General features: G+C 77.2%; 2 protein-coding genes. Both read left to right on the top strand.

Annotation, left to right across the window (positions count from 1 at the left end):
- Positions 1-15 precede the first annotated feature (15 nt).
- Positions 16-4,758 (top strand): type I polyketide synthase, encoded by a 4,743-nt coding sequence (locus AB0H28_RS25000; RefSeq protein WP_358044774.1) that lies wholly within the window; start codon positions 16-18, stop codon positions 4,756-4,758.
- A gap of 33 nt (positions 4,759-4,791) precedes the next feature.
- Positions 4,792-15,372: an SDR family NAD(P)-dependent oxidoreductase gene (locus AB0H28_RS24995; RefSeq protein ID WP_358044771.1), complete on the top strand. Its 10,581-nt coding sequence runs from the start codon at positions 4,792-4,794 to the stop codon at positions 15,370-15,372.
- Positions 15,373-15,378: the final 6 nt, after the last annotated feature.

Genomic DNA, 15,378 nt, shown 5'->3' with positions numbered 1-15,378 from the left:
ACGGAAAGAGGCGCCATGACAGACCAGAACAAGCTCCTGGAATATTTGAAGCGGGCCACCGTCGACCTGCGGGACACGCGGGAGGCGCTGCGCGCCGCCGAGGACCGGGCCCGGGAGCCGATCGCGATCGTGGCGATGGGCTGCCGGTATCCGGGCGAGGTGGCCAGCGCCGAGGACCTGTGGCACCTGGTGGCGGCCGACGGCGACGCGATCGGCGCGCTGCCGTCCGACCGGGGCTGGGACCTCGACGCGCTCACCGCCGCCGCCGGCGGGCCGCGCGAGGGCGGCTTCCTCAGCGGCGCCGGTGACTTCGACGCCCAGCTTTTCGGCGTCTCGCCGCGCGAGGCGCTGGTGATGGACCCGCAGCAGCGGCTGATGCTCCAGGTCGCCTGGGAGGCGTTGGAGCACGCCGGCATCGACCACACGCTGCTGCGCGGCACCCGCACCGGCGTCTTCGTCGGGGCCATGTACCACGACTACGGCGCGCTCGCCGGGGCCGCCGGGGACCAGGCCGAAAGCTACCTGGCGACCGGCAACGCCGGCAGCGCCATCTCCGGCCGGGTCTCCTACACCTTCGGTTTCGAGGGTCCGGCCGTCACCGTCGACACCGCGTGCTCGTCCTCACTCGTCGCGGTCCACCTGGCCGCGCAGTCGCTGCGTCAGGGGGAGTGCACGCTCGCGCTGGCCGGCGGCGTCACCGTGATGGCCACGCCGTCCGTGCTGACCGGGTTCACCGTCGACAGCGGTCTCGCCGCCGACGCGCGCTGCAAGTCGTTCGCCGCGTCGGCCGACGGCACCGCCTGGTCGGAGGGCGCGGGGCTGCTCGTGCTGGAACGGTTGAGTGACGCCCGCCGCCACGGGCACCCGGTGCTGGCCCTGGTCCGCTCCAGCGCGGTCAATCAGGACGGGGCGTCGAGCGGGCTGACCGCCCCGAACGGCCCGTCGCAGCAGCGGGTGATCGCGCAGGCGCTGGCCGGCGCGGACCTGGGCCCGGGCGACGTGGACGTGGTCGAGGCGCACGGCACCGGCACCACGCTCGGCGACCCGATCGAGGCGCAGGCGCTGCTGGCCGCGTACGGGCGCAACCGGCCGCCGGACCGGCCGTTGTGGCTGGGGTCGGTGAAGTCGAACCTGGGGCACACCCAGGCCGCCGCGGGCGTGGCCGGGATCATCAAGATGGTCATGGCGCTGCGCCACGGGCTGCTGCCGCGCACCCTGCACGTGGACGAGCCGACGCCGCACGTCGACTGGTCGGCCGGGGAGATGCGCCTGCTCACCGAGCCGGTGCCGTGGTCGCGTCACGGCAGCGCCCGGCGGGCCGGGATCTCCTCGTTCGGTGTCAGCGGCACCAACGCCCACGTGATCGTCGAGGAGGCCCCCGCCGCGACGCCCGCCGCGACCCGCGAACCGGCCGGCGCCCCGGCGACGGTGCCGCTGCTGCTGTCGGCCGGCTCCGGCACCGCCCTGCGCGAGCAGGCACAGCGGCTGCTGGGCCGGCTGTCCGCCGACCCCAACCTGGCGCTGCTCGACGTCGGCCACTCGCTCGCCACCGGCCGCACCCTGCTCGACGAGCGCGCGGTGGTGCTGGCCGGCGATCCCTGCCGGACGACGGCGAGCCTGACCGCGCTGGCGCAGGGCACGGCCGACCCGGCGGTGGTCAGCGGGACCGCCCGCCCGGGCCGGCTGGCCGTGCTCTTCACCGGCCAGGGCGCGCAGCGCCTCGGCATGGGCGCGGAGCTGCGTGCCGCGTTCCCGGTGTTCGCGGCAGCGTTCGACGCGATCTGCGACCGCTTCGACGCCGTGCTGGACCGGCCGCTGCGGGAGGTGATCGACGCCGACGCCGACGCGCTGCACCAGACCGTGCACACCCAGGCCGGCCTGTTCGCCCTGGAGGTGGCGCTGTACCGGCTGGTGGAGAGCTGGGGCGTCACGCCGGACGCGTTGCTCGGCCACTCGATCGGCGAGCTGGTCGCCGCGCACGTGGCCGGGGTGCTGTCGCTCGACGACGCCTGCGCCCTGGTGGCCGCGCGCGGCCGGCTGATGCAGCAGTTGCCGCCCGGCGGCGCGATGCTCGCGGTCGACGCCACCGAGGACGAGGCCACCGCCGAGCTGGCCGACCTGGACGGCCGCGTGGACGTGGCGGCGGTCAACGGGCGGGCCCAGGTGGTGGTCTCCGGCGACGAGGACGCGGTGTTCGCACTCGCCGCGCGGTGGACCGCGCAGGGCCGGCGCAACAACCTGCTGCGGGTGTCGCACGCGTTCCACTCGGTGCGGATGGAGCCGATGCTCGACGAGTTCCGGGCGGTGGCGGAGGCGCTGACGTACGCCGCGCCACGCATCCCGGTCGTGTCCAACGTGACCGGCCGGGTCGCCGAGACCCTGGACGCCGAACACTGGGTCCGGCACGCCCGCCGCGCGGTCCGGTTCGCCGACGGGGTGGCCTGCCTGGAGGCGGCCGGTGTCACCCGGTTCCTGGAGCTCGGGCCGCACCCGGTGCTGACCGCGCTGACCCGACACTCGCTCACCGGCACCGCCGACGCGCCCACGGTGATCGCGCCGGCGCTGCGGCAGGGCCACGGCGAGACGACGACCCTGCTCGCGGCGCTGGCCGAGCTGCACGTGGCGGGTCAGCCCGTCGACTGGGCGGCGGTCTTGCGGGTGTGGGGCGGCGCCCGCGTCGTCCTGCCCACCTATCCGTTCGCGCGGGACCGCTACTGGCCGGTCCTCGCGCCGCCGCGGCCCGAGGTCACCGGCGCCGGCGCCTTCTGGGCGGCGGTCGACGACGACGACGTCGCGCGGTTCACCGGTCTGCTCGGCGTGGCGCCGGACACCCGGGTGACCGAGCTGCTCCCGGCCCTGTCCGCCTGGCGCGGGCAGGCCGCCGAGCAGGCGGCCACCGACTCCTGGCGCTACCGGGTCGAGTGGCGGCCGGCGCACCCGACGGCGGCCCGGCTCAGCGGCACGTGGCTGGTGGTGACGCCGGGCGACGACGACGAGATGGTCAGCGACGTGGCCGGCGCGCTGAAGGCCGGCGGCGCCGAGTCCCGGGTGGTCCTGGTCACCGGCGACCGGGCGACGGCGGCGGAGGGCCTGCGGCCGTACCGGTCGGCCGAGCTGGCCGGCGTCGCCGGCCTGCCCGGCAGCGCGGGCGCGGCCTGGCTGCTGAGCGTCACCCAGGCGCTGCACGACCTGGACTGGAACGTCCCGCTGTGGTGCCTGACCCGGGACGCGGTGACCGGCGACGACCCCCACGGCGACGTGGTCTGGGGGTTCGGCCGGGTCGCCGCCCTCGAATTCCCGCGCTGGTGGGGCGGCCTCGTCGACCTTCCCGTCCAGCTCGACGTGCTCGCCGCCCGGCACCTGGTGAGCGTGTTCGCCGACGGCCGGGAGGACCAGGTCGCCGTCCGCGCGTCCGGGGTGACCGCGCGCCGGCTGGTCCGGGCGCCGGCTCCCGCGCGCACCGGGGCCGGATGGACGCCGACCGGCACCGTGCTGCTGACCGGTGGCGCGGGCGCGCTCGGCGGGCACGTCGCGCGCTGGCTGGCCGACCGGGGGACGCCGCACCTGCTGCTCGCCGGCCGCCGGGGCGCGGACACCCCCGGCGTGTCGGAACTGGTCCGCGACCTAAAGGACCGTGGCGCGCGGGTGACCGTCGCGGCCTGCGACGTCACCGACCGGGACGCGGTGACCGCGCTGCTCGACGCCGTCCCGGCGGAGCATCCCCTGTCCGCGGTGGTGCACGCGGCCGGCGCCGGCACGGTGTGCCCGATCACCGAACTGACCCCGGCCGACCTGGCCGACGCGATGCGCGCGAAGGTGGTCGGCGCGGAGGTGCTCGACGACGTGCTCGGCGACACGCCGCTGGACGCGTTCGTCGTGTTCGGCTCGATCGCCGGCGTCTGGGGAGCGGGCGGGCAGGGCGCGTACTCCGCGGCCAACGCCCACCTCGACGGCCTGGTCCGGCGGCGGCGTGCCCGGGGCCGGCCCGGCACCTCGGTGAGCTGGGGCCCGTGGGCGGGCGCCGGCATGGCGGCGGGGGCGGGCGCCGACGCGTACCTGCAGCGGCGTGGCCTGCCGCCGATGGACCCCGGCCTCGCGGTGGCGGCGCTGGCCGGCGCGGTCGGCGGCGGCGACGGGTGCGTCGTCGTGGCCGACGTCGACTGGGACCGCTTCGCCCCGGCGTTCGCCGCGCTCCGGCCGCAACCCCTGCTGACCGGGCTGGCCGACGCCGCCGGCGGCGGGCCGGCCGAGCCCGACGGCAGCCAGGGCGACCGGGACCGGCTCACCGCGCTGCCCGCCGCCGAGCGGGCGGCGGCCGTCCTGGAGCTGGTGCAGCGGCACGCCGCGGCGGTGCTGGGCTACGCCCAGCCGGCCACCCTGCGGGTCGACCGCGCGCTGCGCGACCTCGGCCTGGACTCGGTGACCGCCGTCGAGCTGCGCGACCGGCTCGGCCGGGCGGTGGGTGAGCGGCTGCCCGCCGCCGTCGCGTTCGACCATCCGAGCGTCCGCGCGCTCGCCGAGCACCTCGACGCGCTGCTCTTCGGCGGCGCGGCCGAGGACGACGACGACACCCGCGTCCGCCGGGCGTTGCAGCTGATCCCGCTGTCCCGGCTGCGCGGCGCCGGCCTGCTCGACACGCTGCTGAGCCTCGCCGAGCCGGAGCCGGGCGCCGACCCGGTGCCGCTGGCCACCGACGAGATCGACGACCTGGACGGCGAGGACCTGCTGCGGCTGGCGCTCGGCGAACGGGCCTCCTGAACCACCCGACGCGACGACCCGCTGGAGTTCAAGATGGCTTCGACCGAAGACTACGTGGCCGCGCTGCGGTCGTCGTTGAAGGAGACCGAGCGGCTGCGCACGGCGAACCGCGCGCTGACCGAGGCCGCCACCGAGCCGATCGCGATCGTCGGGATGGCCTGCCGGTTCCCCGGCGCCGACTCGCCGGAGGCGCTGTGGCGACTGGTCGACGACGGTGGCGACGCGATCACCGGCTTCCCGGACGACCGGGGCTGGGCGGCGCACCCGGACGGGCCGGCGTACGCGGCCCGGGGCGGCTTCCTCGCCGGTGGCGTCGACTTCGACGCCGAGTTCTTCGACATCTCCCCACGCGAGGCGCTGGCCATGGACCCCCAGCAGCGGCTGCTGCTGGAGACGTCGTGGGAGGCGATCGAGCGGGCCGGGATCGACGCCGACGAGCTGCGGGGCACCCGGACCGGGGTGTTCGTGGGCGCGGCCACCTCCGGCTACCACTACCTGCTGCACGACGAGCCGGCGGCGGAGGGGCACGCGCTCACCGGCAGCGCCACAAGCGTGCTGTCCGGCCGGGTCGCCTACACCCTCGGGTTGGAGGGCCCGGCCGTCACCGTCGACACCGCCTGTTCGTCGGCGCTCGTCGCGGTCCATCTGGCCGGGCAGGCGCTGCGTCGCGGCGACTGCGCCACCGCGCTCGCGGCCGGCGTCACCGTGCTCGTGTCGCCCGAGGTGTTCGGCGAGTTCGCCAAGCAGGACGGCCTGGCCGCGGACGGGCGGTGCAAGCCGTTCGCGGCGGCTGCCGACGGCACCGGCTGGGCCGAGGGCGTCGGCGTCCTGGTGTTGGAGCGCCTCTCCGAGGCGCAGCGGCTCGGCCGGCGCGTCCTCGCCGTGCTGCGCGGCAGCGCGGTCAACTCCGACGGCGCCAGCAACGGCCTGACCGCGCCCAGCGGCCCGGCCCAACGCCGGGTGATCCGGCAGGCGTTGGCCGGCGCGGATCTCACGCCCGCCGACGTCGACGCCGTCGAGGCGCACGGCACCGGCACCCGCCTCGGCGACCCGATCGAGGCCGAGGCGCTGTTGGCCACCTACGGTCACGGCCGGTCCGCGGCCGATCCGCTGTGGATCGGCTCGGTGAAGTCGAACATCGGGCACACCCAGGCCGCGGCCGGCGTGGCGGGCGTGATCAAGATGGTGCAGGCGATCCGGCACGGCCGGCTGCCGCGCACCCTGCACGTGGACGAGCCGACCCCGTACGTCGACTGGAGCGCCGGCGGCGTCGCGGTCCTGCGGGACCCGGTGGACTGGCCGCGCCGGGACCGCCCGCGCCGGGCCGGCGTCTCGTCGTTCGGGGTGAGCGGCACCAACGCCCACGTGATCCTGGAGCAGGCACCGCAGCCGCCGGCCGGTGAGCCGGTCGAGCCGGTTGCCGGCCCGGTCCCGTGGGTGGTGTCCGGGCGTACCGCCGCGGGTCTGCGCGCCCAGGCCGATCGGCTGCGGGTCTTCCTCGGCGCGGACCACGACCGGCACGCGGTCGCCCGGGCGCTGGTCGGCACCCGCTCGGCCATGGAGCACCGGGCCGTCGTGTTGGCCGGTCCGCAGGGCCTGGCCGCGGTCCGGGACGGGCACGCCGCGCCCGGGGTGGTCCGGGGCACGGTCAGCGCGGGCAAACTCGCGTTCCTGTTCACCGGCCAGGGCGGCCAGCGGGTGGGGATGGGCCGGGAACTGCACGCCACCTACCCGGTCTTCGCCGCGGCGTTCGACGACGTCTGCGCCCGCTTCGACCGCCACCTGGAGCGTCCACTGCGCGACGTGGTGTGGCACGACGCGGACCTGCTCGACCGGACCGGCTACACCCAGGCCGGGTTGTTCGCGGTCGAGGTCGCGCTGTTCCGGCTGGTCGAGTCGTGGGGCGTGGTGCCGGACGTGCTGCTCGGCCACTCGATCGGCGAGCTGACCGCGGCCCACGTGGCCGGGGTGCTCTCGCTCGCCGACGCGGTCACGCTGGTGGCGGCCCGGGGCCGGCTGATGCAGGCGCTCCCGGCCGGCGGCGCCATGCTGTCGGTACGTCTCGGCGAGGCGGAGGTCGCCGCGGCGTTGCCGGACGGGCTCGACATCGCGGCGGTGAACGGCCCCGAGTCGGTGGTCGTCTCCGGCGACGCCGAGGCGGTCGCCGCGTTCGCCGCGAGCTGCGCCCGCGACGGGGTCAGGACCCAGCAACTGCGGGTCTCGCACGCCTTCCACTCGGCCCGGATGGAGCCGATGCTCGACGCGTTCCGCGCGGTGGCGGCCGGGCTGACCTACGCCGCGCCGCGCATCCCGATCGTGTCGAACCTGACCGGCACCGTGGTCGACGGCTACGACGCCGACACCTGGGTGCGCCACGTGCGGCGCCCGGTCCGCTTCCACGACGGCGTGCAGGAGTTGGCCGAACTCGGCGTCCGCCGCTACCTGGAGATCGGCCCGGACGGCGTGCTCACCGGCATGGCCCAGCTCGGCGCGGCCGGGACCGCCGAGCCCGAGGACCTGGCGCCGCCGGTGCGGGTGGCCGCGTCCCGGCGCGAGCGGCCCGAGCCGGAGACGCTGCTGGAGGCCGTCGGGGCGCTGTTCACGGTCGGCGTCCCGGTCGACTGGACGGCCGTCGTCGGGCGGGACACCGGACTGCCGGCCGAGCTGCCCACGTACGCGTTCCGGCGGGACCGTTACTGGCCGGCGCACCGCGCCCCGGCCGCCGACGACTGGCGCTACCGGGTGGTGTGGACGCCGGTCACCCCGGTGCCGGGCCCGCGCCCCGGCCCCCGGCTGGTCCTGGTGCCCGAGGGCGTCGCGGCCGAGGACGTGGTGGCCGCGCTCGGCGACGACGTCACCGTCCTGACGTTGACGGCGGTCGACCTGGACCGGACGGCCCTGGCCGCGCGCCTGGCCGCGACGGGCCGGGAGTTCGGCGCCGTCGTCTCGCTGGCCGGGCTGGCCGACGAGCCGATGCCGGACGGCGTGGTGGCGCGCGGTGCGGCGCTGACGCTGACCGTGTTGCAGGCCCTCGGTGACGCCGGCATCGCCGCGCCGCTGTGGACGATCACCCGGGGCGTGTCCGAGCACCCGCTCGCCGCGCAGGTGTGGGGGCTCGGCCGGGTGGCCGCGCTGGAGCACCCGGACCGGTGGGGCGGCCTGATCGACCTGCCCGCCGGCACCGGCGGGACGGCCCTGGGCCACCTGGCCGCCGTGCTGGCCGACGGCAGCGAGGACCAGGTGACCGTCCGGCCCACCGGGGTGACCGCGCGCCGCCTCGTCCGGGCCGCCCCGCCGGCGGCCGGGCGCGCTGGCGCCACCGGCGGTACGGTGCTCGTCACCGGCGGCACCGGGGCGCTCGGCGCGCACGTCGCGCGCATGCTGGCCGACCGGGGCGCCGGGCACGTGGTGCTGACCGGCCGGCGCGGCGCCGACGCTCCCGGCGTGGCCGGACTGGTCCAGGAGCTGGCCGGGCGCGGCACCACCGTCACGGTCGCCGCCTGCGACGTCGGCGACCGGGCCGCCGTGGCCGAGCTGGTCGCCGGCATCCCGGACCTGGCGGGCGTGGTGCACGCGGCCGGGTCGGGGGAGTTCGGCGCGCTGGCGGACACCGACCCGGCGGCGTTCGCCGCGACCCTGCGGGCCAAGGTGGCCGGTGCCCGGCACCTGGACGAACTCACCGCCGAGCTCGACTTCTTCGTCGTCTTCAGCTCGGTGGCCGGCGTCTGGGGCAGCGGGCAGCAGGGCGCGTACGCCGCCGCCAACGCCGTCCTCGACGCGCTGGTCGAGCAGCGGCGGGCCGCCGGCCGGCCGGGTCTGGCGCTCGCCTGGGGCCCGTGGGCCGGCGCCGGCATGGCCGGTGACGCGAGCACCCAGGAGTACCTGCGCCGCCGGGGCCTGCGCGCGATGGACCCGGCGCGTGCGGTGGCCGCCCTGGCCGCCGCGCTGGACGGTGACGACGACGGATGCGTGGTCGTGGCCGACGTCGACTGGCGGAGCTTCGCCCCCGCGTTCACCGCGTCCCGCCCGCAGCCGCTGCTCGCCCTCCTGCCCGAGGCGGCCGGTCCGGCCGCCGGGGCGGCCCCCGGCGGCGACCCGCCGGCGTTCGCGGTGACCCTGCGCGGGCTGCCCGCGGCCGATCGGGAACGCGCGCTGCGCACCCTGGTCCGCGAACAGGCGGCGGTGGTGCTCGGTCACCGTGACGCGGCCGGGGTGGACGTGCGGGTCCCGTTCAAGAAGCTCGGCTTCGACTCGCTGACCGCGGTCGAGCTGCGCAACCGGCTCAGCGCCGAGACCGGCCTGACGCTGCCGGCCACGCTCGTCTTCGACCACCCGACCCCGGTGGCGTTGGCCGGCCGGCTGCGTGAGCTGCTGGCCGGGGACTCCGCCGCCACCACGAGCGCGGAGCCGGCGGCCCGGACCGAGCCGGACGAGCCGATCGCGATCGTGGGCATGGCCTGCCGTTATCCCGGCGACGCGGACAGCCCGGAGGCGCTGTGGCGGCTGGTCGACGGCGACGGCGACGGCCTCACGCCGTTCCCGGTGGACCGGGGCTGGGATCCGGCGTCGCTGGACGACCCGGACGCGCGGGGCGGCTTCCTGCGCGACGTGACCGGGTTCGACGCCGACCTGTTCGCCGTCTCGCCGCGCGAGGCGCTGGCCATGGACCCGCAGCAGCGGATGCTGCTGGAAGTGGTGTGGGAGACCTTCGAACGGGCCGGGATCGATCCCCGCTGCACCGCCGGCACCCGCACCGGCGTGTTCGTGGGCACCAGCGGCCAGGACTATCTGGGCCTGCTCGCCGTCGCCGGCGAGGAGACCGACGGGCACCAGGGCACCGGCAACGCGGCGGCGGTGCTGTCCGGCCGGGTGGCCTACGCGTACGGGCTGGAAGGTCCCGCGCTGACCGTGGACACCGCCTGCTCCTCGTCGCTGGTGGCGCTGCACCTGGCCGTGCAGGCGTTGCGCCACGGTGAGTGCGCGACCGCGCTGGCCGGCGGCGTGACGGTGATGTCGACGCCGACCGCGTTCGTCGAGTTCCGCCGCCAGCTCGGCCTCGCCGCCGACGGGCGGTGCAAGCCGTACGCGGCTGCCGCCGACGGCACCGGGTGGGGCGAGGGCGCCGGGGTGTTGCTGCTGGAACGGCTCTCCGACGCGCGGCGCAACGGACACCGGGTGCTGGCGCTGGTCCGCGGCACCGCGGTCAACTCCGACGGCGCCAGCAACGGGCTGACCGCGCCGAACGGGCCGGCTCAGCAGCGGGTGATCCGGGCGGCGCTGGCCGCGGCCGGGCTGTCACCGTCGGACGTGGACGTGGTCGAGGGACACGGCACCGGCACCCGCCTCGGCGACCCGATCGAGGCGCAGGCGCTGCTGGCCACCTACGGTCAGGACCGCGCCGAGCCGCTCTGGCTGGGCTCGGTGAAGTCGAACATCGGGCACACCCAGGCCGCCGCCGGCGTCGCCGGGGTGATCAAGATGGTGCAGGCGATGCGGCACGACCGCCTGCCCCGCACGCTGCACGTGGACCGGCCGACGCCGCAGGTCGACTGGACGTCCGGGGCGGTGCGGCTGCTGACCGAGCCGGTGCCGTGGACCCGGGCCGGGCGCGCCCGGCGGGCCGGCGTCTCGTCGTTCGGCATGAGCGGCACCAACGCCCACGTGATCATCGAAGAGGCGCCCGGGGCCGCGCCCGTGCCCGCCACGCCGGCTCCCGCCGCCTGGTCCTGGCCGATCTCCGGGCGTACCGCGGAGGCGTTGCGCGCGCAGGCCGCCGCGCTGCGCGAGGTCGACGACGAGCCGGCCGCCGTCGCCCGCGCGCTGGTGAGCGGGCGGGCGGCGCTGGAGCACCGGGCCGTGGTCGTGGGCGCGGACGCCGCCGGCCTCGCCGCCGCCGCGACCGGCGCCACCGCCGCCGGCCTGGTCACCGGGGTACGGTCGGCGGCCACCGCCGAGGGCGGCGTGATCCTGGTCTTCCCCGGCCAGGGCGGCCAGTGGGCCGGCATGGCGGCCGACCTGCTCGACACCTGCCCGGTCTTCGCCGACCGGTTCGCCGAGTGCGAGGCGGCGCTGGCCGAGCACCTGGACTGGGCGGTCGGCGCCGCGTTGCGCGCTCGCGACGAGTCCTGGATGGAACGTTCCGACCTGCTGCAACCGGCGCTGTGGGCGGTGATGGTGTCACTGGCCGCGGTCTGGGAGTGGCTCGGCGTCGACATTGCCGGCGTGGTCGGGCACTCCCAGGGCGAACTCGCCGCCGCCGTGGCCGCCGGGGCGCTGAGTCTCGCCGACGGCGCGCGGATCTCGGTGCAGCGGGCCCGGATCCTGCTCCGGCTGGCCGGTCAGGGTGGCCTGCTGGCCGTCGGGACCGGCCCGGATCGGGCCGGGGCGCTGCTGGACGGCGTCGACGGCGCGGTGCTCGGTGCGGTGAACGGCCCGCACCTGGTGGTGCTGTCGGCCGACTCGGCCGGCCTGGCCACCATCGAGCAGCGGTGCGCCGCGGCGGGCCTCTGGTCGCGTCGGGTGGCGATCGACTATGCCTCCCACTCGCCTCAGGTGGAGGCCGTCCGCGACGACCTGCGGGCGGCGTTCGGCACGGTGCGCCCGACGGCCGGGCGGATCCCGTTCTACTCGACCGTCACCGGTGGCCTGCTCGACACCACCGCGCTCGACGCCGGCTACTGGTATGACAACCTCCGCGACCCGGTCCGGTTCGACGAGGTCGTGCAGGGACTCATCGCGGCCGGGCACACCACGTTCGTCGAGGTGAGCCCGCACCCGGTGCTGACCGCCGCGCTCCAGGACCGGGTCGACGCCGCCGGTGGCCTGGTGACCGGGACGCTGCGCCGCGACCACGACGGCTGGACCCGACTGCACCGGGCGGCGGCCGAGCTGTGGGTGCGCGGCGCCACGGTGGACTGGTCCGCGCTCACCCCGCCCGGGCCGGTCGCCGACCTGCCGACCTACCGGTTCCAGCACCAGCGGTTCTGGCCGCGGGTGCGGGCGACGGCCGGCGACGTCTCCGCCGCCGGGCTCACCTCGGGCGGTCATCCGCTGGTCGGCGCGGCGGTGACGCTCGCCGACGACGACGGGCTCGTGCTCACCGCCCGGATCTCCACCACCACCCACCCGTGGCTCGGCGACCACCGCGTGCTGGACCGGATCGTCTTTCCCGGCACCGCGTTCGTCGAGCTGGCCGGGCAGGCCGGGCGGCTGGTCGGCGCGGGCGCGCTGCGCGAGCTGACCATCGGTACGCCGTTGGTGCTGCCGGCGACCGGGGACGTGCTGCTCCAGGCGCGGGTCGGCGGCTCGGAGAGCGACGGCGCCCGCACGGTGCGCATCGCCGCCCGCGCCGGTGACGACGGCCCGTGGGTGCGCCACGCCGACGGCCTGCTGGTCGACGACGACGCCGCGCCCGGCTTCGACCTGCGGGACTGGCCGCCCGCCGGGGCCGAGCCGGTCACCGTGCACGACACCTACGAGCGGGCCGCGCAGGCGGGTCTCGACTACGGGCCGGACTTCCGGGGGCTGCGCGCGGCCTGGCGGCACGGCGACGACGTGCTGGCCGAGGTCGAGCTGGCGGAGACCGTGGACGCCGAGTCGTACGCGGTGCACCCCGCCCTGTTCGACGCCGCCCTGCACGCGGCGGCCCTGGTCGGCGGTCCCGGGGGTGCACGGCTGCCGTTCGCGTGGACCGGCGTCGGCGTGCACGCCGCCGGCGCGCGCACGCTGCGGGTGAGGTTGCGCCCGGTCGGCGAGGACGGCCTCGTCGTGCAGCTCGCCGACGCGTCCGGCGCCCCGGTCGCCGCCGTCGACAAGCTGGTGTTCCGCCCGGTCGCCGGCGACAGCCTGACCCGTGCCCCGCGGCTGGACGACTCGCTGTTCCGGATCGAGTGGGACGAGAGCGGGGCCGAGGGCAGCACCGCCGGCCGGACCTACCTGGCCGTCGGCGACCTGACCGTGCCCGACCTGCCGTTGCTGGCCGCGATCGAAGCCGGCGAGCCCGCCGACCTCACCCGCCGCACGCTCGACGCGGTGCAGCGGTGGCTGGCCGGCGACGACGACGCCCGGCTCGTGGTGCTCACCCGCGCCGCCACGGCGGCCGGCGGACCGGTGGCCGACCTGGCCGCCGCGACCGTGCTGGGTCTGCTCCGCTCGGCCCAGAACGAGTACCCCGGCCGGATCGTCCTGGTGGACACCGACGGGCTGCCGGAGTCGTGGGCGGTGGTGGCCGGCCCGCTGCCGGTCGACGCGGAACCGCAGATCGCGGTCCGCGCCGGCGGGGTGCTCGTGCCGCGCCTGAGCCGGGCGCTGCCCGCCGCCTTGGTGCCGCCGGCCGCCGGGCCGTGGCGGCTGGAGGCCGGCGCGACCGGCACCCTGGACGGTCTGGAGCTGCGCCCGTCCCCGGCGGCCTCGGCGCCGCTGGCGCCCGGCCAGGTCCGGATCGCGGTACGGGCGGCCGGCGTCAACTTCCGCGACGTCGCCATCTCGCTCGGCCTGACCGACCAGCAGGGGATGGGCACCGAGGCGGCCGGCGTGGTCACCGAGGTCGGCGCGGACGTCGACGACCTGGCGCCCGGCGACCGGGTCTTCGGCGCGATCGGCGGCGCGTTCGGCCCGGTCGTGGTGGCCGAACGCGCGCTGGTGGCGCGGATCCCGGCCGGCTGGAGCTTCGCCGAGGCGGCGTCGGTCACGACGGTCTACCTGACCGCCTGGTACGGCCTGCGCGACCGGGGCGGCCTGCGGGCGGGGGAGACCCTGCTGGTGCACGCCGCCGCCGGTGGGGTCGGGATGGCCGCGGTGGAGCTGGCCCGGCTGTGGGGGGTCGAGGTGTTCGCCACCGCGAGCCCGGCCAAGTGGGACACGCTCCGTTCCCTCGGCGTGGCCGACGACCACCTGGCCTCCTCGCGCACCCTCGACTTCGCCGACGCGTTCCGGGCGGTGACCGGCGGTCGCGGCGTGGACCTGGTGCTCCACTCGCTGACCGGCGAGTTCACCGACGCCTCGCTGCGCCTGCTGGCCCCGGGCGGCCGGCTGCTGGACATGGGCAAGACCGACAAGCGCGACCCGCTGGAGGTGGCCGACCGCCATCCCGGCGTCCGCTACGACGCCTTCGACCTGTTCGAGGCCGGCGCCCCACGCATCGGCGAGCTGCTGCGCGAGGTGCTGCGCCTGTTCGACCAGGGCCGGCTGCGGATGCTGCCGATCACCGCCTGGGACGTCCGGGACGCGCCGGCCGCGTTCCGGCACATCAGCCGGGCCCGGCACGTCGGCAAGAACGTCTTCACCGTGCCCGCGTCGCTGGACCCGGACGGCACCGTGCTCGTGACCGGCGGCACCGGGCAGCTCGGCGGCCTGCTGGCCGAGCACCTGGTGGCCGCGTACGGGGTGCGCAACCTGCTGCTGACCAGCCGCCAGGGCCCCCAGGCGCCGGGCGCCGCCGAGCTGGCCGCGCGGCTGCGCGGCGCCGGCGCCACGGTCGACGTGGTCGCCTGCGACGTGGCCGACCGCGACGCGCTCGCCGCGCTGCTCGACGGCCGCCGGCTGACCGGCGTGGTGCACTGCGCCGGCGTGCTGGACGACGCGACGTTCGCCGCGCTGACCGCCGACCGGATCGGCACCGTGTTCCGGCCCAAGGCCGACGCCGCGCGGCACCTGCACGAGCTGACCGCCGACCACGACCTGGCGATGTTCGTGCTCTACTCGTCGGTCGCGGCGACGTTCGGCTCGCCCGGGCAGGCGAACTACGCGGCGGCCAACAGCTACCTCGACGCGCTGGCCGCGTACCGGCGCGGGTTGGGCCTGCCGGCGGTGTCGCTCGGGTGGGGGCTGTGGTCGGGGGCGAGCGGGATGGCCGCGCACCTCGACGGCGCGCACCTGGACCGGGCCACCCGGGCCGGCGCCGCGCTGGACGCCGAGCGAGGCCTGGCGTTGTTCGACGCGGCGATGGGCCTGCCCGGCGCGCACCTGGTGCTGTCCGCGCTGGACCGCTCCGGCTTCGGCGACGAGGTGCCCCCGCTGCTGCGCCGGCTGGTGCGGCCGGCCGTGCGCCGGGCGGCCCCGGCCGCGGTCGCCGGGGCGGTCCCGCTGGCCGAGCGGCTGGCCGCGCGGTCCCCGGCCGAGCAGGACGCGTTCCTGCTGGAGTTGGTCGTCGCGCACGCCGCGGCCGTGCTCGGTCATCCCACCACGGACGCGGTCGGCGCGGAACGGGCGTTCAAGGACCTCGGCTTCGACTCGCTGACCGCGGTCGAGCTGCGCAACCGGCTCACCGCCGAGACCGGCGTGCGCCTGCCGGCGACCCTGATCTTCGACCACCCGACCCCGCTGGCCCTGGCCACCCGGGTCCGGGCGCTGCTGCTGCCGGACCGGGGCAGCCCGGAGGCGGTGCTGCGGCGCAGCCTGGACGACGTGGAGACGGCGCTGGGCGAGGTCGCCGGGCTGGACTCCAACGAGCGCTCCCGGCTGCGGATGCGGCTGGAGGTGCTGCTGGACCGGGTGCGCGACGCCGGCGACGAGGGCGCCGGCGTGCCGGCCGCCGCCGGCGACGACGACGACCTGGAGTCGGCCACCGCGGACGACATCTTCGCCCTCATCGACAGCGAACTCGGAACGTCCTGAGAGGAC

The organism is Micromonospora sp. NPDC050980 (assembly GCF_040653835.1).
In the GTDB taxonomy this organism is placed as follows: Bacteria; Actinomycetota; Actinomycetes; order Mycobacteriales; family Micromonosporaceae; genus Micromonospora.
This window is presented reverse-complemented; position numbering and strand designations above follow the sequence as displayed.

What these genes read in the sequence shown, in the direction of transcription:
- AB0H28_RS25000 (WP_358044774.1), top strand. Translation starts at nt 16, where the DNA reads ATGACAGACCAGAACAAGCTCCTGGAATATTTGAAGCGGGCCACCGTC.
- AB0H28_RS24995 (WP_358044771.1), top strand. Translation starts at nt 4,792, where the DNA reads ATGGCTTCGACCGAAGACTACGTGGCCGCGCTGCGGTCGTCGTTGAAG.